The 16,889-nt window shown below is 70.6% G+C and carries 17 protein-coding genes; 6 read left to right on the top strand and 11 right to left on the bottom strand.

The window, feature by feature from the left end; all coding sequences use genetic code 11:
* Window positions 1-17: 17 nt before the first annotated feature.
* Genes JQX13_RS16775 through JQX13_RS16765 form a run of 3 tightly spaced genes read right to left on the bottom strand, consistent with a single transcriptional unit; the run spans window position 18 to window position 2,162 of the window.
* Entirely contained in the window at window positions 18-335 is a 318-nt protein-coding gene (locus tag JQX13_RS16775) for a hypothetical protein (RefSeq protein WP_203410013.1), read from the bottom strand.
* Entirely contained in the window at window positions 332-1,492 is a 1,161-nt protein-coding gene (locus JQX13_RS16770; RefSeq protein WP_203410012.1) for a serine hydrolase domain-containing protein, read from the bottom strand. The genes JQX13_RS16775 and JQX13_RS16770 overlap by 4 nt, the downstream gene beginning before the upstream one ends.
* 10 nt (window positions 1,493-1,502) lie before the next feature.
* Window positions 1,503-2,162 carry a hypothetical protein gene (locus JQX13_RS16765; protein WP_203410011.1) on the bottom strand — a complete coding sequence of 220 codons (660 nt, stop codon included), beginning with the start codon at window positions 2,160-2,162 and terminating at the stop codon, window positions 1,503-1,505.
* Between the two features lie 98 nt (window positions 2,163-2,260).
* Here JQX13_RS16765 and JQX13_RS16760 point away from each other — a divergent pair, with 98 nt between their 5' ends.
* Window positions 2,261-3,973 carry an MASE1 domain-containing protein gene (locus JQX13_RS16760; RefSeq protein ID WP_203410010.1) on the top strand — a complete coding sequence of 571 codons (1,713 nt, stop codon included), beginning with the start codon at window positions 2,261-2,263 and terminating at the stop codon, window positions 3,971-3,973.
* A gap of 10 nt (window positions 3,974-3,983) precedes the next feature.
* On the opposite strand, the gene JQX13_RS16755 is transcribed toward JQX13_RS16760, so the two are convergent.
* The gene (locus JQX13_RS16755) at window positions 3,984-4,472 is read right to left on the bottom strand and encodes a hypothetical protein (RefSeq protein ID WP_203410009.1); all 489 of its coding nucleotides are present in this window, start codon (window positions 4,470-4,472) and stop codon (window positions 3,984-3,986) included.
* 195 nt (window positions 4,473-4,667) lie between these two features.
* Window positions 4,668-5,279: a hypothetical protein gene (locus tag JQX13_RS16750; RefSeq protein WP_203410008.1), complete on the bottom strand. Its 612-nt coding sequence runs from the start codon at window positions 5,277-5,279 to the stop codon at window positions 4,668-4,670.
* Window positions 5,280-5,456: 177 nt separating this feature from the next.
* Here JQX13_RS16750 and tkt point away from each other — a divergent pair, with 177 nt between their 5' ends.
* Complete coding sequence (tkt, locus tag JQX13_RS16745) at window positions 5,457-7,511, top strand: transketolase (RefSeq protein WP_203410007.1); 2,055 nt, start codon at window positions 5,457-5,459, stop codon at window positions 7,509-7,511.
* A 70-nt stretch (window positions 7,512-7,581) separates the two neighbouring features.
* On the opposite strand, the gene JQX13_RS16740 is transcribed toward tkt, so the two are convergent.
* Entirely contained in the window at window positions 7,582-8,532 is a 951-nt protein-coding gene (locus JQX13_RS16740; RefSeq protein ID WP_203412055.1) for a sigma-70 family RNA polymerase sigma factor, read from the bottom strand.
* Window positions 8,533-8,618: 86 nt separating this feature from the next.
* Here JQX13_RS16740 and JQX13_RS16735 point away from each other — a divergent pair, with 86 nt between their 5' ends.
* Entirely contained in the window at window positions 8,619-9,017 is a 399-nt protein-coding gene (locus JQX13_RS16735) for a DoxX family protein (protein ID WP_203410006.1), read from the top strand.
* Window positions 9,018-9,129: 112 nt separating this feature from the next.
* Entirely contained in the window at window positions 9,130-11,568 is a 2,439-nt protein-coding gene (locus JQX13_RS16730) for a PAS domain S-box protein (protein ID WP_203410005.1), read from the top strand.
* On the opposite strand, the gene JQX13_RS16725 is transcribed toward JQX13_RS16730, so the two are convergent.
* Window positions 11,540-12,100: a GNAT family N-acetyltransferase gene (locus tag JQX13_RS16725; RefSeq protein ID WP_203410004.1), complete on the bottom strand. Its 561-nt coding sequence runs from the start codon at window positions 12,098-12,100 to the stop codon at window positions 11,540-11,542. The two genes, JQX13_RS16730 and JQX13_RS16725, sit on opposite strands and share 29 nt — an antisense overlap.
* A 111-nt stretch (window positions 12,101-12,211) precedes the next feature.
* Here JQX13_RS16725 and JQX13_RS16720 point away from each other — a divergent pair, with 111 nt between their 5' ends.
* The gene (locus tag JQX13_RS16720) at window positions 12,212-12,613 is read left to right on the top strand and encodes a hypothetical protein (protein WP_203410003.1); all 402 of its coding nucleotides are present in this window, start codon (window positions 12,212-12,214) and stop codon (window positions 12,611-12,613) included.
* Here the strand turns inward: JQX13_RS16720 and JQX13_RS16715 are convergent.
* From JQX13_RS16715 to JQX13_RS16705, 3 genes are read right to left on the bottom strand one after another with little or no spacing between them, the layout of a single operon-like run.
* Complete coding sequence (locus JQX13_RS16715) at window positions 12,531-12,968, bottom strand: hypothetical protein (protein WP_203410002.1); 438 nt, start codon at window positions 12,966-12,968, stop codon at window positions 12,531-12,533. The two genes, JQX13_RS16720 and JQX13_RS16715, sit on opposite strands and share 83 nt — an antisense overlap.
* A 10-nt stretch (window positions 12,969-12,978) precedes the next feature.
* On the bottom strand, window positions 12,979-13,839 hold the full coding sequence (locus tag JQX13_RS16710; RefSeq protein ID WP_203410001.1) for a biotin-dependent carboxyltransferase family protein: 861 nt from the start codon (window positions 13,837-13,839) through the stop codon (window positions 12,979-12,981).
* Window positions 13,840-15,126 carry a LamB/YcsF family protein gene (locus JQX13_RS16705; protein WP_203410000.1) on the bottom strand — a complete coding sequence of 429 codons (1,287 nt, stop codon included), beginning with the start codon at window positions 15,124-15,126 and terminating at the stop codon, window positions 13,840-13,842.
* A 180-nt stretch (window positions 15,127-15,306) separates the two neighbouring features.
* Here JQX13_RS16705 and JQX13_RS16700 point away from each other — a divergent pair, with 180 nt between their 5' ends.
* On the top strand, window positions 15,307-15,918 hold the full coding sequence (locus JQX13_RS16700) for a hypothetical protein (protein WP_203409999.1): 612 nt from the start codon (window positions 15,307-15,309) through the stop codon (window positions 15,916-15,918).
* A 6-nt stretch (window positions 15,919-15,924) separates the two neighbouring features.
* Here JQX13_RS16700 and JQX13_RS16695 read toward each other — a convergent pair whose 3' ends face one another.
* A complete protein-coding gene (locus JQX13_RS16695; RefSeq protein WP_203409998.1) occupies window positions 15,925-16,743 on the bottom strand; it encodes a YXWGXW repeat-containing protein in 819 nt (272 codons plus the stop codon).
* Window positions 16,744-16,889: the final 146 nt, after the last annotated feature.

Below are 16,889 nucleotides of genomic sequence, written 5' to 3'. Positions count from 1 at the left end.
GAGAGGGGAGTTCCACATTACTCAGCGAGGATGCAGCCGTCTCGCTCGCTCACGAAGCGCGCCTTCTCTCCCCACAGCAGCGCCGCCGCCGTCTGCACGCTGCGCTCCTCGTAGTCCACCGTCACCGTGGCCACCGCCGGACTCGCCGCCGTCCAGCGCCGGCAGTACTCCTCGCTCATCTGCATCACGAACAGGCAGGAGCAGAAGTCCTTCGCCGTGTACGAGGTCACGAGCTGCAAGTCATTGTTGTCGTAGGGGCGCCGCACCGTATCGCCCCTGTCGCATGAGAGCGTCGCGGCGCACGCGAGCACCAGAAGGGCTCGGCTCGGGCTCATGGCAGGTCCTCCACCACCGCCAGGGACAGCGACAGCAACGTGTCCAGCGAGAAGGAGCCGTCCCGGTCATCCGCCGTGCGCACCACGATGAGGTCCTTCGATGGGATGATCGTAATCGACTGGCCCCAGTGCCCACGCGCCGCATAGGCCCCCTCGGGCACGTGCGGCCACGGGAGCTCGGCCTGCACTCCGGGAATGGGACGGTTGAGCCACCACTGCCAGCCCTGCACATCGTCGGCGCCGCGCTCGTAGGACTTCTGGCGGATGGGCTTGGACACCTGAGTGGAGTCCGTCACCCACCCCTCGGGCAACACCCGCTGGCCCTCCCAGCACCCGTCGTTGAGGTAGAAGTAGCCGAACTTCGCCAGGTCGCGCGGCGTCGCGTGCAGGTACGAGGAGCCCACCACCACACCCTTGCCGTCCCGCTCCCAGGTCGCGCTCTTCATTCCCAGCACGTCGAGCAGCAGCGTGAAGGGCCAGTCCCTTCCCAACGAGGGCTTCAGCGCCGCGTCCAGCACCCCCGCCAGCAGCGTGGCATCCCCGGACGAGTACCTCCATGAGGTGCCCGGCTCTTCGAGCCGCTCATGCGCGGTGATGAAGGACACCATGTCCTTTCGGCCCTCGCCGTACAGCATCGCCAGCACCGAGGAGTCCTGGTAGGTGCCGCCGTTCTCGTAATCCTCCCTCCAGTCCAGCCCCGAGGCGAACTCCAACAGGTTGCGCACCGTGATGGCGCAGTTCTCCCGCCGCCTCGCCTTCACGTAAGCGCAGATGGAGTCGTCCAGCTTCACCGCGCCCCGCTTCACCGCGATGCCCGTGAGCGCGCTGGTGAAGCTCTTCGACATCGACCAGGCCAGGTGCCGCTTGCTCGCGTCGAAGCCACGTCCGTAGCGCTCGTACACCAACCGGCCCTTGTGGATGAGGAGCAGCCCGTCCGTCCGGACGCCCTTGCGCTCCTCGTCCTTGCCCTGGAGCGTGAAGGCGTAGTCCTCCAGGGCCTTCAGCTGCTCGGCCCTGACCTCCGCCACCTCCGCTCTCGCGTCGGGCCAGTCCTCCGTCGGCCAGGAGGAACGTGTGGGGCACTCGGCCCGGGCTGGCTGGGCGAGAGCCAGCGCCCCGGCGAGGAACATGGGGGTCATCGCGCGAAATCGACTCATGGGAGCTCGGTCAGAAGGTGTAGCGAAGCAGGGGCACCACCAGCGCCTTCGAGGCCGTGGCCTCCACCAGGGCGCGTGGCCGCTCGGGGACTCGCGACAACGTGGGCGGAGGCACCGGCGCCGTCGCGCGCATCGTCAGCGTCACCGCCGTGGGCAGCACCAGCGCCTCCACCAACGTGAAGAGCGCCGCGTCCCCCAGGTCATCCACCGTGGCGCCGAGCAGCACCGCGCCCGCCACCGCCAACACGTGCACCCCGAGCGCCACCCACACCGCCGGTTGAAAGCGCGCGCTGCCCGGGTGCAACAGGTTGCCCACCAGCCATTGCGCCCCCACCACCGCCAACGGCGGCAACGCCAGCAGCAGCACCATCGCCGGAGCCGCCGCCATCACCAGGTTGGACGACAGCGAGCCCACCCACGCGCTCAGCGCCAGCGTCGCCGGCACCGCCACCACCGCCGCCCCCACTCCCGTCGCCAGCTCCCATGCCATCCACCGCATCGGATTGTCCGACAGCATCCCCGCCGCTGGCTGCTCGGGCAGCAATCGGGCGGAACCGGGCGCCGCTCGCGACGTCAACGGCACCACCATCAGGACGAGAGCCAGGGCCAGGACCGCTCCGGGAGGCGTGCCCCGGGAGAGCCGCCGCGCATCCGCTCGCACGTGAAGCATGGGCCGGTGTCATATCATCGACAGCCGCTGTCCGTCCCAGCAGCCGGGGGGTCTTTGCGCGTCCCCCCGCTTCATGACAGCGTGAGCCTTCCGCACGCGTGCCTGAACCCAAGCACATCCTCCAACGCTGGCATCCACTCGGGCGACTGGGATTGTTCGCGCTCGTGTATGGCGCGAGTGCCTGGCTGGGCAATCACATCGTCCGCCAGGGCGAGCTCGTCTCCGCCATGTGGCCCGCCAGCGGCGTGGCCGTCACCGCCCTGCTGCTGTCGCGCTTCCGCTACTGGCCCGCCCTGGCCCTGACGGTCTTCCTCCTGGAGCCCTTCGCCTGTCTGCCGGGACGGCTTCCGCCGCCGACCTACTTCTTCATCTCCGCGGGCAACACCCTGGAAGCGCTCCTCGGGGCCTTCCTCCTGCGCCGCTACGCCGGCTTCCGCCCATCGCTGGAGCGGGTGCGGAACGTCCTCGCGCTGCTGGGGCTCTCCGCCATGCTGAGCACCCTCGTCAACGCCACCTCGAGCGTCACCCTGCTCGCCGCCCTGGGGAGGTTCGCCTGGACGGAGTGGTGGAGGCAGTTGCGCATCTTCTGGGTGGGTGACGCCATGGGCGTCCTGCTGGTGACCCCCGTGCTGCTCACGTGGATCTCACGCGGACTCGAGGGATGGAGCCGCGCTCGCCGGTGGGAGCTCGTGGCGCTGCTGGTGACGCTCGCCGCCACCGTGCTCCTCGCCTTCCGCTGGGCGCCCGCCACCAGCGTCTACCACCCGGTCAGCTACGTGGCCCTCCCCTTCATCCTCTGGGCGGCGCTGCGCTTCGAGGCCCGGGGCACCGCGGCGGCCATGCTCACGCTGGCCCTGGTGGCCGTCTCCCAGACGCTGGCGGGCAGGGGCCCCTTCGTCCTCGGGCCCGAGGGCAACACCGCCCCCACCACCAGCCTCGTCTTCCTCCAGTCCTTCCTCGCCTCGGTGTGTGTCTCGGGGCTGATGCTGGCCGCCGCCCTGGGCGAGCGCCGGCACGCGCAAGAAAAGGCCATCCACCTCAACCGCGAGCTGCGTCAGTCCCTGGAGGAGCTCGCCACCGCCCAGCAGGAGCTGGTGCGCCGCGAGCGCATGGCCGCGCTCGGCGAGCTGTCCGCCAGCATCGCCCACGAGGTGCGCAACCCCCTGGGCGTCATCGCCAACTCGGTGGCCGCCCTCACCCGCATGGCCGTGCCCGAGCGCGACGGCACCGCCTGGGAGCTGCTCGGCGTCATGGGCGAGGAGGTCGCCCGGTTGGATCACCTCGTCAACGGGCTGCTGGACTTCGCCCGCCCCCTCGAGCCCCGCCTCTTCACCCAGTCACTCGGCTCGGTGGTGGAGGGAGCGCTGGAGGCCTCGCTGCGCGCGGAGCCGGATGCGAGGAGGAGCGTCCAGGTGACACGCGCGCTGGACCAGGAGCTGCCCGAGGCACCCCTGGACGCGCAGCTGCTTCACCTGGCGCTGAGCAATCTCTTCACCAACGCCTTGCAGGCCATGCCCCACGGCGGCTCGCTCCGGGTGGAGCTGGGCCGTGACGAACCGCGCGGTGTCACGCCCCAGGCCCGCCTCTCCATCACCGACACCGGCTCGGGGATCGTCCCGGAGGTGATGGCCCGCATGTTCGAGCCCTTCTACACCACCAAGGCCGCGGGCACGGGCCTGGGACTCGCCATCGTGCGCCGCATCGTGGAGGCGCACCACGGCCACGTCGAGGTGCACAGCACTCCGGGCCAGGGCACGACGTTCACCGTCCTCCTGCCCCTGGCCCAGCCTCGCTCCGCCTCGGCCGCCTGAGCCGCCCGCCTCAGAACGGGATGGAGCCGTCGTCGTCGTTGCCGGTGAAGTCGTCGTCCCCGTGCGGAGGCGGCTCATCGCCCCCACCGGCGTCACCACCGCCCCGCTGCCGCGCGATCTCCGCCTCGATGGCGGCCAGCAGCGCCCGCTCCCGGTCGTGCCAGCGCGACTTGCTCGGGTCGTTCAGCGAGCGCCTCGCGCCGTTCGCGTAGTACTCCAGGTCCTGCATGCTCGCGCCGTGGATGGGGCCGCCCTTGCTGCGCCCGTAGTTGGGGAACACCGTCACCTCGCCGCCTCCGCCTCCTCCCCCTCCGCCACCACCGCCGTACGACGACCGCCTCGGCGCCGGCGCCGCGTCCGGCGCCGAGCCGATGCTCATCTCTCCCAGCTTCAACGTGAAACCGTCCCCGTTGCGGAACGCCGTCCCCACCCGCACCTGCTCCGTGCGCCCGTCCGGACGCCGCACTGCAACCGTCACCGGATATCCCTGATCGCTCATGCCCGCCGGAAATCATCCCGGACACGAGGTGTCAACGACTCCGCGGGGCAGGGGTGCTCCGGACAACCCGCCCGCGGGGCGGGCGGGCATCACGGGCGTGAACACGGACAGGGCGTACCACGGACAGGGCGTACCACGGACAGGACATACCCTCACCCCGACCCTCTCCCAGGGGGAGAGGGAGAGGGGGGCACATCAGCTCAGCTCGATTCGCTCGCCGCCCTTCTTCCTCACCCAGACCTTCGGCTTCGGGGGCACCGCCGGCTCCGGCCTCTGCGGCGCTGTCTCCTGGAGCGCCTTCGACGCCGCTCGGCCCCGGGGCAACACCACCTCCGGCACCGACTGCGGCTTCGCGTCGTCCACCCAGGCCGCCGGCCGCCGATCCGTCTTCACCAGCAACCGCAGCTTCTGGTAGTGCGCCGAGCAGTAGCCCTTCGAGCGCGCCGGCCTCTTGCACCCGATGACCGCACACCGGCGCTCGCCCTCGACCGGCGCCGCGGGAGGACGTCCCGGCCGGCCTCTCGGCGCCGGCACCAGCTCCTCGAACGTCGCCTGCCTCCCTCGGGGCACCGGCGCGGGCGTCGCGCTCCTGCCGCCCCGCCCCACCACCGGTACGTTCAGTCCCGGCAACGCCAGCTGCAGCGACTGCATCCGCGTGGCCAGCGGCGCCAGGCGCTGAACGATGTCCACCAGCTCCTCGATGATGTCCAGCCGCTCATCCATTCGCGTGATGGCCTTGTGCATCGGCCCCAATCGGCCTCGGAGCTCCGCCTGGACCATCTCCCGCAACGGTTTCTCGATCGACATGCGCGCACCATATGCCACCCAGTGGCCCCTCCCGCCAGTCCCACCGCAACCCGCTTTGTCGACCCGGCCACGCCCCACCCCACCGTCCACCTCCTCGCACCCCGTGCGGAATGCTGCGGCGCTCCAGCCCGGCTTGGGGCATGGTGCACGGTCCAAGGGCACGAGGACTCCCAGAACATGATCCACGATCCGACTGATTGGCTTTGCATCAACACCATCCGCACCCTGGCCATGGACGCGGTGGAACAGGCCCACTCGGGCCACCCCGGCGCGCCCATGGCCCTGGCGCCGGTGGCCTACCAGCTCTGGCAACAGGAGCTGCGCTTCGACCCCACCTTCCCCATCTGGCCCAACCGCGACCGGTTCGTGCTCTCCAACGGGCACGCTTCCATGTTGCTCTATTCACTGCTCCACCTGACGGGCGTGCGCCGCGTCACCTCGGAGTACGGCGTCGAGGACCAGTTGGCCGTGGCGCTGGAGGACATCAAGAAGTTCCGCCAGCTGGACAGCTCCACCCCGGGCCACCCCGAGTACCGGTGGACGAGCGGCGTGGAGACCACCACCGGCCCCCTGGGCCAGGGCGTCTCCAACTCCGTGGGCATGGCCATGGCCAGCCGCTGGCTCGCCAGCTACTTCAACCGCCCCGGCTTCGAGCTGTTCGACTACGACGTCTGGGCCATCTGCGGTGACGGAGACCTGATGGAGGGCGTGGCCAGCGAGGCCGCCTCCATCGCCGGCCACCTCAAGCTGCCCAACCTGTGCTGGGTCTACGACAGCAACCACATCAGCATCGACGGCAGCACGAGCCTGGCCTTCACCGAGGACGTGGGCAAGCGCTTCGAGGCCTACGGCTGGCGCGTGCTGCACGTGGCCGACGCCAACGACCTGGACGCGCTCTCGCAGGCCTTCCGCACCTTCAAGCAGGACCGCGGCCTGCCCACCCTCATCATCGTGCGCAGCGAGATTGGCTGGGGCGCGCCCAAGAAGCAGGGCACCGCGAGCGCCCACGGCGAGCCCCTGGGTGAGGAGGAAATCAAGGGCGCCAAGCGCAAGTACGGCTGGCCCGAGGACGCGAAGTTCCTCGTGCCCGACGGCGTGCGCGAGCGCTTCACCGAGCGGATGGGCGAGCGCGGCAAGAAGCTGCGCACCGAGTGGGAGGCCAGGTTCGCCGAGTACCAGAAGCAGCACCCGGAGCTGGCGGACCAGCTGCAGCGGATGCAGCGGCGCGAGCTGCCGGAGGGCTGGGACAAGGAGCTGCCCACCTTCCCGGCGGACGCCAAGGGCGCGGCCACCCGCGAGACGAGCGGCAAGGTGCTCAACGCGCTGGCGAAGAACTACCCGTGGCTGGTGGGCGGCTCGGCGGACCTGAACCCGTCCACGAAGACGTACCTGAGCTTCTCCGGCGCGATGAAGCCGGGGGACCACTCGGGGCGCAACGTCCACTTCGGCGTGCGCGAGCACGCGATGGGCTCCATCGTCAACGGCCTGGCGCTGAGCAAGGTGCGCCCCTACAGCGCCACCTTCCTCATCTTCAGCGACTACGAGAGGCCCGCCATCCGCCTGTCGGCCCTCATGGAGCTGCCCGCCATCCACATCTTCACCCATGACTCCATCGGTCTGGGCGAGGACGGCCCCACGCACCAGCCGGTGGAGCAACTGGCCAGCCTGCGCGTGATTCCGGGTGTCATCGTCATCCGCCCGGCGGACGCCAACGAGGTGACGGAGGCCTGGCGCGTCATCGCCCCGCTGAAGCACGATCCGGTGGTGCTGGTGCTGACGCGGCAGGCGGTGCCCACGTTGGACCGGACGAAGTACGCGCCGGCCTCGGGCCTGGCCAAGGGGGCCTACGTGCTGGCGGACAGCGAGGGCACGCCGGAGGTCATCCTGATTGGCACGGGCAGCGAGGTGTCGCTGTGCCTGCAGGCCTACGAGCAGCTCAAGAGCGAGGGTGTGAAGGCGCGCGTGGTGAGCATGCCCTCGTGGGAGCTGTTCGAGCGGCAGGACGAGGCGTACCGGGAGCAGGTGCTGCCGTCCTCGGTGAGGGCGCGCGTGGCGGTGGAGAAGGCGGCGGCGTTCGGCTGGGAGCGCTGGGTGGGGCTGCGCGGGGCGGTGATCGGCATGCGCAGCTTCGGTGCGTCGGCCCCGCTGAAGGCGCTGCTGCAGAAGTTCGGCTTCACGGTGGAGAACGTGGTGAAGGTGGCCCGTGAAGTGATGGAGCAGGCGAAGAAGTAGCACCGGGGTGAGGGTCTTCCCGCTCCCGCTCGTGGGTGGAGCGGGAAGGCCCGGCCCTGGAGAGAAGAAGCTACGGAGCGAGCTCCGGGGGAAGACCGAAGCGCGGGAACAACGCCTGGGTGTCGAGGAACGAGTTGATCCCCGTGATGCGATCGCCCGAGAGCTCGAGGACGATCAGCGCCCACGGCTTGTGCGGCCCCCCCGGTTCACCGGGACGGTAGTGCCCGAAAGCGGGCGAGCCGCAGGCCGAGGTCGGCACCAGCCGGGAGCCCCGGCAACCGGAGCCCGGCCCCAACATCCAGGCGCGAATGGACTCGGGACCCTGGAGCCACAGCGCATAGGGAGGCATCGAGAGGGTCGCGTCCTGGTGGAGCAGCTGGGTGAACGCGTCCAGGTCATAGCGCTCGAAGGCGGAGACATACCGGTCGAGCAGCGAGGACTGCGCATCGGACAGCGGCGCGCGAGCAGGGGAGAGGTCGCGGGTGGCGAGCGTCGCCCGGGCACGCTGAAGGGCGCTGTTGACGGAGGCGACCGAGGTGTCGAGGCTCTCGGCGACCTCGGCGGCGGACCAGCCGAGGACCTCGGTCAGGAGCAGCACCGCGCGCTGCTTGGGAGGAAGATGCTGGAGCGCCGCCACGAACGCGAGGCGGATGCTCTGGCGCAGCATCAGGAGCTCGGAGGGATCGGCATCCGCGGGCAGGGCCTGCACGTCGGGAATGGGCTCGAGCCACCGGGAGCCGGGAAGCATGTCGAGCGGCCCGTCGATCGAGCCCACGGGGCCCAGTTCCATCGGGCGCGCGCGGCGCGAACGCTCCTCGAGCGAGTCGAGGCACACGCGGGTGGCGATGCGGTAGAGCCAGGTGCGCAGGGACGAGCGCTCCTCGAAGCGGTCCAGGCTGCGCCAGGCGCGCACCATCGTCTCCTGGACGGCATCGTCGGCCTCGGCGGCCGAGCCCAGCATGCGATAGCAGTGTCCGGTCAACGCGGCGCGGTGCTCTTCGAGGTGGTAGGCAGTGTCCATCACGCCGAAAGTTATCAGCACTCTACCCCTTGCAAGGGGGTGGAAGACGCTCCTGCATCACACCTCGCCCCACCGGAGGATTTTTCATGGGATTCCTGAAGCCCCACACCGAACGCATCTACGCCCTGCTTCGAATCATGACCGGGTTCATGTTCATGCTGCACGGGATGCAGAAGCTCTTCGGTCTGTTCGGCGGCATGCCTCCCGGGGCACCGCCCTTCATCGTCTACGGCGCGGGACTGATCGAGTTCGTGGGCGGCGTGCTCGTCATGCTCGGGCTGTTCGCCGCACCCGCGGCCTTCATCTCGAGCGGCACCATGGCGGTCGCCTACTTCATGGGGCACGTGTTTCCCATCGGCAACATCTTCCCGATCGTGAACAAGGGAGAGCTCGCCGCGCTCTACTGCTTCGTGTTCCTCTACATCGCCGTGCGCGGCTCGGGCCTCTGGAGTGTCGACGCCGCGCGCCGGGGCACGACGAGCTAGGCCCATGCCTGCGAGGAGGCGAGCGCCGCCTCGCACCGTGCTCCTTGGCAGCACGCAAGAGGGCATCCACCCTTGGGATGGCCCGTTGACTCGGACGCGACCTGGAGCCCACATGACCGTGCCGGAGTTCATCGTCACGCAACGCGGGGTCATCATCGAGCGGTGGCTTCACGGCATGGCGGCGCTCGTCACGCCTCGCAGGTACACGCGCGAGGAGCTCATCGACAGCCTGCCCCGCTTCCTGGAAGAGCTCACCGGTGCGCTCCTGCAGCTGGACGGTTCGCCTGGCAGCTCCCAGCTGCCGGGCCACAGCGTGGTGGCCAAGGCGCACGGCCGGCAGCGGCTGCGCCTGGGACTGGACGTGGGGGTCATCGTCCGGGAGTACGCGCTGCTGCGCGAGGTCATCCTCGAGTTCCTCGCCCAGGCCGGAATGGACCTGGCCGAGCCTCACGCGCGCCTGCTCGCCCGCTGCATCGACACCGGCGCCGCCGAGGCCGTCTCGCAGTACGTGCGGGAGGAGGAGCGTCGGGAGCGCCGCGCGCGCGCCGAGTCCCAGGCCCACGAGGACAGCGCCACGCGCGAGGACGAGGAGCGGGTGCGGCTGCTGCTCGACAGCGTGCTCGACTACGCCCTCTTCCTCCTCACGGTGGACGGGCGCGTCTCCAGCTGGAACCCGGGCGCCGAGCGGCTCGTGGGCTACGCCGAGGAGGAAATCCTCGGCCAGCCGCTCGCCCGCTTCTTTCCCCGCGAGGAGATGGCGCGCGGTACCGCCGAGCACCTGCTGCGTGACGCCACGAGCGAGGGGCGGGCCGAACACGAGGGGCGCCTCGTGCGCAAGGATGGGAGCACGTTCTGGGCCAACCTCACCCTGCGCGAGGTGGAGGATGCGGCCGGGCAGCCGCGGGGCTTCTCCGCGGTGGCGCGAGACCTCAGCGAGCGGCGGCGGGCGGACCTGGCGCTGCGTGAGAGCGAGGAGCGCTTCCGGATGATGGTCGACTCGGTGCAGGACTACGCCCTCTTCGGGATCACCCCCGAGGGCATCGTCTCCGGCTGGAATCCCGGCGCCCAGCGGCTCAAGGGCTACACGGCGGAGGAGGCGATCGGCCAGCACATCAACCGGTTCTTCCCGCGCGAGGTGGTGGAGCAGGGAGAGGCCAGGCGCATCCTCGCCCACGCCCACGAGAAGAATGGCGCGGAGTACGAGGGGTGGCTCGTGCGCAAGGATCGGAGCTGCTTCTGGGGCTCGTTGATCCTCGACCCCATCCGCGACGAGACCGGGCAGCTGAAGGGCTTCGCCAACATCGCGCACGACCTCACCGAGCGCAAGCGCACGGAACAGACGCAGACGCTGCTCGCCGAGGCGGGCGAGGCGCTGGCGGGCTCGCTCGACGTGGAGACCATCGCTCAGCAGATGGCCCAGATAGCGACGCCGGAGCTGTCCGACTGGTGCGTGGTGAGCCTCGCCGAAGGGCCGCACCTGCGCCCGGTGGCCGTGGCGCACGCGGACAAGACCCGGCAACCGCTGCTACAGCGGGTGGTGCAGCCGCTGCCGGCCGAGCCCTCCAGTCCCCACGGGCCGGTCCATGTCGTGCATACCGGGCAGGTCGAGCTCATTCCGGACGCGGCCGGGGCCCCCTGGTTCGCCGAGGCGCTCGGGATACAGCCCGCGGGGGCACTCACGAAGCTGGGCACGCACGCGGCCGTGTGTGTGCCCCTCAAGGCCCGGGGCGAGACCTTCGGCGCCATGACCTTCGTGCAGGAGGGCCCGCCTCCGCGCGGACAGGGCCTCACCGACAGGGGGCTCATCGAGGCGATCGCCCACCGCGCCGCGCTCGCCCTGGACAACGCGCGGCTCTACGCGGAGGCCATGCGGCGCGCCGACTTCGAGCGGCACCTGGTAGGCATCGTCAGCCATGACCTGAGCACCCCCATCAGCGCGATGGGCCTGGGCGTCGAACTGCTGCTGGCCGACCGGGAGCTGACGCCGCGCCAACGCACCACGCTCGAGCGCATGGACCAGGCCACCCAGCGCGCCCGCCGGCTCATCCGCGACCTGCTCGACTTCACCCAGGCCCGTGTTGGCGGAGGGCTCCCGGTGAACCCCCAGCCCCTGGAACTGCACGGGCTGGCACGCACGGTGCTCGAGGAGCTCACCTCCGCCAACCCGGCCCGGCAGGTGCGGCTCACGTCCTCGGGCGACACCCGGGGGAGCTGGGATCCGGACCGCCTCGCCCAGGTCATCACCAACCTGGTGAACAACGCGCTCAGCTACAGCCCGCCGGGCACCGCCGTGCACCTCGAGGTGCTGGGGGAGGGCGAGGCCCTGCACCTGCGGGTCCACAACGAAGGAGACCCCATCCCGCCGGGACTGCTGCCGCGGCTGTTCGAGCCGCTCGAGCGAGGGGCGCGGCCCGGCACCGGCGGCCGTAGCATCGGGCTGGGGCTCTTCATCGTGGACCACATCGCGCGGGCGCACGGCGGCGTGGTGGAGGTGCGTTCGGAGCCGCGCGAGGGCACCACCTTCACGGTGCGTCTGCCACGCCAGCGCTGAGGCGCGCACGCGCTTCCCACTGCGAGCGCAGGAGACCCCACACCTGCTGGTCCTTGCGCTGCCCCTCGATGAGGTAGTGCTCGCGCATCACGCCCTCCAGCGTGAAGCCGAGCTTCCTCGCCAGTCCCTGGGACGCGAGGTTGTCCGCCGCCGTGGTGAGCCATACCCGGTGCAGGAACGGCCACTCGAAGAGGCGCTCCAGCACCCACGTCACCGCGCGCGTGCCGATTCCCCGGCCGTGGTACGCGCTCGAGAGCATGTAGCCAATCTCCACGCGCCCGTGGAAGCGCGACAGCTCCCGGGCCGCCACCGTGCCGATGATCCGCCCCTCGAGCTCCACCATCCAGCGGAAGCTCGTGGCCTTCGGGTCGGACAGGTCGCTCGTCGACTCCAGGATGCGCTTGAGCAACGACTCACGCGTGGCCGGCTCCAGCGGCATCATGCGGCGAGAGACCGGCTCCTCGCGCATGGCCTTCCACACGTCCACGTGCTCGGGCAGGGCGGGAACGAGTCGAATGTCCGGTATCGTCATGGCCGAACTGTCCCGCCCAACGGCCTGCCGGGCAAGCGCCCGCTGCACGGAGCGCAGCCAGTCCTCAGCTTCCCGACCGCAAGCGAAACGCGCAAAGGGAGGGAAGACGACATGACGAAGACGAAGCTTCTGCTGGCGGGACTCCTCACGGGAGCGGTGGCGTTCGGAACCGCGTGCAAGACGGACCAGGGCACCGCGAACACCGGCACCGGCACGGATACGACCATCATGACCCAGGATGCCGGCACCGGCGGCGCGGGTGTGGACACGCTGCCCGAGGAGGGCACGCGCGAGATGGAGCCCGGCGCGCACGGCGGCTACCCCACTCCGTCCACCAACCCCGCGGAGCCCGGCACCGGCGGCACCGGCCTCGAGCCGGAGAGCATGGACAACACCGACCGCCTCGGCGGCGAGACGAGTGACGAGCCGCTCAACCCGGGTGCGCCGGCCAACCAGCCCTCGCCGGAGAGCGACATGACGGACACCGACGAGGACAACAAGAGCCTGCGCTAGTCCGCGACAGCCTGGAGAGACCTCGGCCCACGGGCGTCAGGCGCGTGGGCCGAGGTGTTTCCCCGCACGGAGGGGGCTGCGCGGCCTCCAACTCCGCCGCTCGACGCTTCTCCACCTGGGCCTTCAGGTTCTTCAAGCCCTGCTCGAAGTAGATGTCCATCATGTCGTTCATCGCCCATACGAAGTAGCCCCCGATGACCGGGCGCAACAGGCCCTCGTACATCCAGGTCACCTTCGTCCCACCGCCCTCCTGCGTCCACGTGAGGGTGGTGAGGTGCCCGTCGACCTTCTGGCCCTCCTCGTCCAGCTCCTCGAGCCAGACACCCGAGCTCACGTCGCTGCGGGTGATGATCATCTTCCCGTGCTCATGTCCACTCCCGGGAATGCTGTCTCCAGAGGTCTCGCGCCTCGTCCACGCCCACCGCACGGAAACGCACGGACGCCCCCGGCCGACGCGCCGCCAGGCAACCCTGGTCCGCACGAATGACCATGGCGAGCACCGGGTAGCCCCCCAGCGTGGGATGGTCCGGCCCGAGCACGATGGCCTCTCCCGAGGACGGCACCTGGATGGCGCCGCGCACCATGGGCCCGGACAGCCCCGAGCCCTCATCGGCCTGCGGCAACGCCGGCCCTCGCAGCCTCATGCCCACCCGGTCGCTCGTGGGCGACACCGTGAAGGTGCTCTCCAACAACAGCTCCATCGCGTCCGCGCCGAAGCGCCCCAGGTCCGGGCCCAGCACCACGCGTATCTCGGCGTCCAGCGACAGCTCCGCGCCCGCCTCCACCCGCGCGCCGCCTCCGGCTCCGAGCGGCAGCAGATCTCCCCGCTTCAACGGCCGGCCCTCGAAGCCACCGAACCGCGCCACCGGGAGCGTGCCCCGCCCGCCGAGCAGCTCGGGCACGTCGAGTCCTCCCTCCACGGCCACGTAGCGCACCACGCCCCGCTCCGGCGGCGGAACGGAGAAGCGTCCCCCGGCCTCCACCCGGAAGGCCCGCCCATCCACCGACACCCAGGCGTCCCGCCCACGCAGCCCCAATTCCAGCCGCCCATGACACTCGAGCGCCGCCGCGTTCCACGCGTTGCCCACCGCGCGGTTGGCCGCGGTCAACCACTCCGGCACCAGCGCGCCTCCCGGGGGCACGCCCTGGTGCATGTGTCCCGCGCGTCCCCCGTCCTGCACCAGCGCCGGCCCGCCGACCTCGAGCACCTCCAGCCTCGCGTCCATTCAGTCCACCCGCTCGAAGAGCACCCGGGTCCCGAGCCGCAGCACCGCGCCGGAGTCGGGACGGAAGGCGGTGAAATCCACGGCGGTGGCGATGAGGTTCCACCCGCCCGGTGAGGCGACCGGGTAGATGCCCGTGCGGCGCCCGGCGATCCCCACCGAATGCGCCGGCACGCGCGGCCTCGGCGTGGACAGCCGCGGCACGGAGATGCGCGCGTCCACCTCGCCCAGGTAGGCGAAGCCGGGAAGGAAGCCCACGGTGCGCACCGTGTACTCGCGCGAGGCGTGCAGCAGCACCACGTCGTCCACCGAGAGCCCCACGCGCTCGGCCACCGACGCCAGGTCCGGCCCGTCATAGCGCACGCGCACGACGACGAACGGCGCCTCCTTCAGGGGCGCCGACGCCACGGCCAGCCGGCCCAGCACGCGCCGGGGATCCTCCGGAGGCGCCGCCGGGTCGAAGTACACGCACGCGTGCTCCTCGCCCACCACCACGTCCACCACGCCGGGCTCGGCCTTCAGGGACTCCAACACCCCACGCCGCTCCAAGCGCTCCGGCAGCACGAGCCGCAGCGCGCCCTCGCCCAGGGGCTCGGTGCGCAGCGACAGCACGTCCAGCACCGCGCGGACCTCTCGCGCCATCTCCACCGCGCCCGGCGAGTCCCCGTGCACGCACAGCGTGTCCACCGTCCCGCTCAGGGCCAGCCGCAGCGCGTTCTCCCGCGCCACCGTGGAGTCCGTCAGCACCGCGCTCGGCTGCCCTCGAGGAATGAGCGAACCATCCGGCCGCGTCCCCCGGTCCGCGAAGCCCTCGCGCGCGTAGGCCAACCCCGCCGCCCGGGCCGCCTCGCGCAGCGCCCCCGAGCCCGGGCCGATGAAGGTGATGCCCGTGCCCAGCGACTCGACGACACCGTCCACCACCGCACGAGCGAGCGCGGGCTCGCGATTGGCCGAGTGGTAGAGCGCGCCGTGGGGCTTGGCGTGGCGCACGGGCACGCCCACGTCGGTGGCCAGCGTCATCAACCGGGCGCACTGGGTGGCCACCTGGCCGCGCAGCACCTCCGGGGCCACCCGTACCTCCTGGCGCCCGAAGTTCTCCCGGTCCTCATAGGAGGGGTGAGCCCCGGCCCGCGTTCCGTGGCGAGCGCACGCCTCGAGCGCCCGGAGCATGGAGTGCTCGTCGCCCGCGTGTCCGCCACAGGCGATGTTCGCCACCTGCGCGTACGTGTAGAGCCGCTCGTCCTCTTCTGGAAGCTCGCCCAGGTCGATGTTGAGGAGACACTCCGCCATGAGATGACCACCCTAGTCGACCGGCCCCCCCGCACGCAGCCCGGTGGAATGGAAGCATACCCGAGGTGAACACCGGATCGCTCCCGCTGGTGTAGGTCGGGGCTCGAATAAATCCCGCCTCCCCCCGTCGGAACCGGTGTTGGCGACAACCGACCTCCGATACCCCAGAGGATGAACACCATGAACCGCCTCTCTTCCGCCCTCATCACCACCGTCCTCCTCTCCGCCGGCGCGGCCAACGCCCAGTGGGGCCGGCCCCACGAGCAGGCGCAGAACCGCCAGGAAGTCCGTCAGGACAAGCGCGAGCTCAAGGACGACAGGCGCGATGTGGCCGAGTTGGAGAACACGCTGGCGCGCTTCGACCGGGCGTGGTCGCGGCAGGACGAGCGTGAGATGTCCGGCGTGGAAGCGAAGCTGCGCGACCTGCTGCGCCAGGAGTTCGCCGAGAGCCGGAGCGAGATGAGGGACGACCGGCGCGAGGTGCGGCGCAGCGGTCACGAGGAGAACCGGGGAGGCTGGGGCCGTCCGGGGATGGACGACCGCCGCGACCGGCGTGACGACCAGCGGGACGCGGCCGTCGAGGCGGCCACCCTGAGGACGCGGGCGGCCATCGCCCGGGAGCTGCACCAGGTCATGGGCAGCCGCAGCCAGTGGGCCCTGCAGCGCCAGCGCAACCTCATCGTGCAGCTCATCCACATCGCCCAGGACGAGGTGCGGCAGACGAAGCAGGAGCTGCGCGAGGACCGTCGCGAGCAGCGCGAGGACCGTCGCGACCACCGTCGCCGCTACTAGAGCGCGCTACCGGTGATGCCGGCCATCCCGACGGTGCGCTCGAGGGTCATGATGGCGAACGGGCGCTGACCAGCCCCTATGATGGTGGTGATGCACCACCGGGTAGCGCCGCCACGTGTGGAAGAAGTAGTGGGGATGTCCCCACCTCACGACGACGCTCGCGTGCCGGTACTCCGGGACGACGACCCGGACCGAGCCACGCACGGCCCATCCGCCGACGACGAAGACCCACGAGGACCCTCGCTTCACCCATCTCGGAGAGACGAAGACGAGACCTGGCCGGGGCGGCGCAACCCAGCTCCCTCCAATCCAGGTCCACTGCGTGCCGGACCAGTACCAGTATCCGGGTGCCCACGTGAGGTTTGGAGCGGGCGCGGGCGGCGGGGTCTCCACCTTGAGCTGGGGAGGGGCCTGGGTCGTCGTGAGCTCCTCACTCGTCAGCTCGACGGGGACTTCCACCTCCATCGAGCCGGAACGCGCCCATCCGCCCGAGACCCAACGCCAGACATCACCGTCCTGCCGCCAGTAGCCGTTGACGAACTGGTAGCCCGGCATCTTCGCGATCCACGCTCCCGGCTTGAAGCGCCACTGACCGTCATCCCAGTACCAATGGCCCGAGGTCCACACCGCATCGGTGAAGGGACGCGCCGTCGGCGTCTCCTTGGGAAGCGGTGGAGGAGCGGAGGGGGCCGTGGGCACGAGCTCCCCATCCGCATCCACGTCTCCGGCGGACTCGGAATCCGACGTGGCGACCGGGGCCGTCTGCGCATGAACGGCCGGGTTCGCCAGACCCAGAACAAGACAGACCAACCATCGAGGACTCATGATGCGTCTCCGTATCTGCCGCCGAAGCAGCCACTGACACGACTCATGCCACTTCTCCATATGGCTTCGGTCCGAGCGCGAGGAACCGGTCCTGAATACCCCGGAGCCGCCCGAAGGTTAAAGGGCGGCTCCGCCGCACTTGCACC

The sequence above is a fragment of the Archangium violaceum genome (assembly GCF_016859125.1).
Taxonomy (GTDB): Bacteria; Myxococcota; Myxococcia; order Myxococcales; family Myxococcaceae; genus Archangium; species Archangium violaceum_A.
This window is presented reverse-complemented; position numbering and strand designations above follow the sequence as displayed.

Excerpts from the sequence above, each read along its gene's own strand:
- JQX13_RS16775 (WP_203410013.1), bottom strand. The coding sequence starts at position 335 with ATGAGCCCGAGCCGAGCCCTTCTGGTGCTCGCGTGCGCCGCGACGCTC.
- JQX13_RS16770 (WP_203410012.1), bottom strand. The coding sequence starts at position 1,492 with ATGAGTCGATTTCGCGCGATGACCCCCATGTTCCTCGCCGGGGCGCTG.
- JQX13_RS16765 (WP_203410011.1), bottom strand. The coding sequence starts at position 2,162 with ATGCTTCACGTGCGAGCGGATGCGCGGCGGCTCTCCCGGGGCACGCCT.
- JQX13_RS16755 (WP_203410009.1), bottom strand. The coding sequence starts at position 4,472 with ATGAGCGATCAGGGATATCCGGTGACGGTTGCAGTGCGGCGTCCGGAC.
- JQX13_RS16750 (WP_203410008.1), bottom strand. The coding sequence starts at position 5,279 with ATGTCGATCGAGAAACCGTTGCGGGAGATGGTCCAGGCGGAGCTCCGA.
- tkt (WP_203410007.1), top strand. The coding sequence starts at position 5,457 with ATGATCCACGATCCGACTGATTGGCTTTGCATCAACACCATCCGCACC.
- JQX13_RS16740 (WP_203412055.1), bottom strand. The coding sequence starts at position 8,532 with ATGGACACTGCCTACCACCTCGAAGAGCACCGCGCCGCGTTGACCGGA.
- JQX13_RS16735 (WP_203410006.1), top strand. The coding sequence starts at position 8,619 with ATGGGATTCCTGAAGCCCCACACCGAACGCATCTACGCCCTGCTTCGA.
- JQX13_RS16730 (WP_203410005.1), top strand. The coding sequence starts at position 9,130 with ATGACCGTGCCGGAGTTCATCGTCACGCAACGCGGGGTCATCATCGAG.
- JQX13_RS16725 (WP_203410004.1), bottom strand. The coding sequence starts at position 12,100 with ATGACGATACCGGACATTCGACTCGTTCCCGCCCTGCCCGAGCACGTG.
- JQX13_RS16720 (WP_203410003.1), top strand. The coding sequence starts at position 12,212 with ATGACGAAGACGAAGCTTCTGCTGGCGGGACTCCTCACGGGAGCGGTG.
- JQX13_RS16715 (WP_203410002.1), bottom strand. The coding sequence starts at position 12,968 with ATGATCATCACCCGCAGCGACGTGAGCTCGGGTGTCTGGCTCGAGGAG.
- JQX13_RS16710 (WP_203410001.1), bottom strand. The coding sequence starts at position 13,839 with ATGGACGCGAGGCTGGAGGTGCTCGAGGTCGGCGGGCCGGCGCTGGTG.
- JQX13_RS16705 (WP_203410000.1), bottom strand. The coding sequence starts at position 15,126 with ATGGCGGAGTGTCTCCTCAACATCGACCTGGGCGAGCTTCCAGAAGAG.
- JQX13_RS16700 (WP_203409999.1), top strand. The coding sequence starts at position 15,307 with ATGAACCGCCTCTCTTCCGCCCTCATCACCACCGTCCTCCTCTCCGCC.
- JQX13_RS16695 (WP_203409998.1), bottom strand. The coding sequence starts at position 16,743 with ATGAGTCCTCGATGGTTGGTCTGTCTTGTTCTGGGTCTGGCGAACCCG.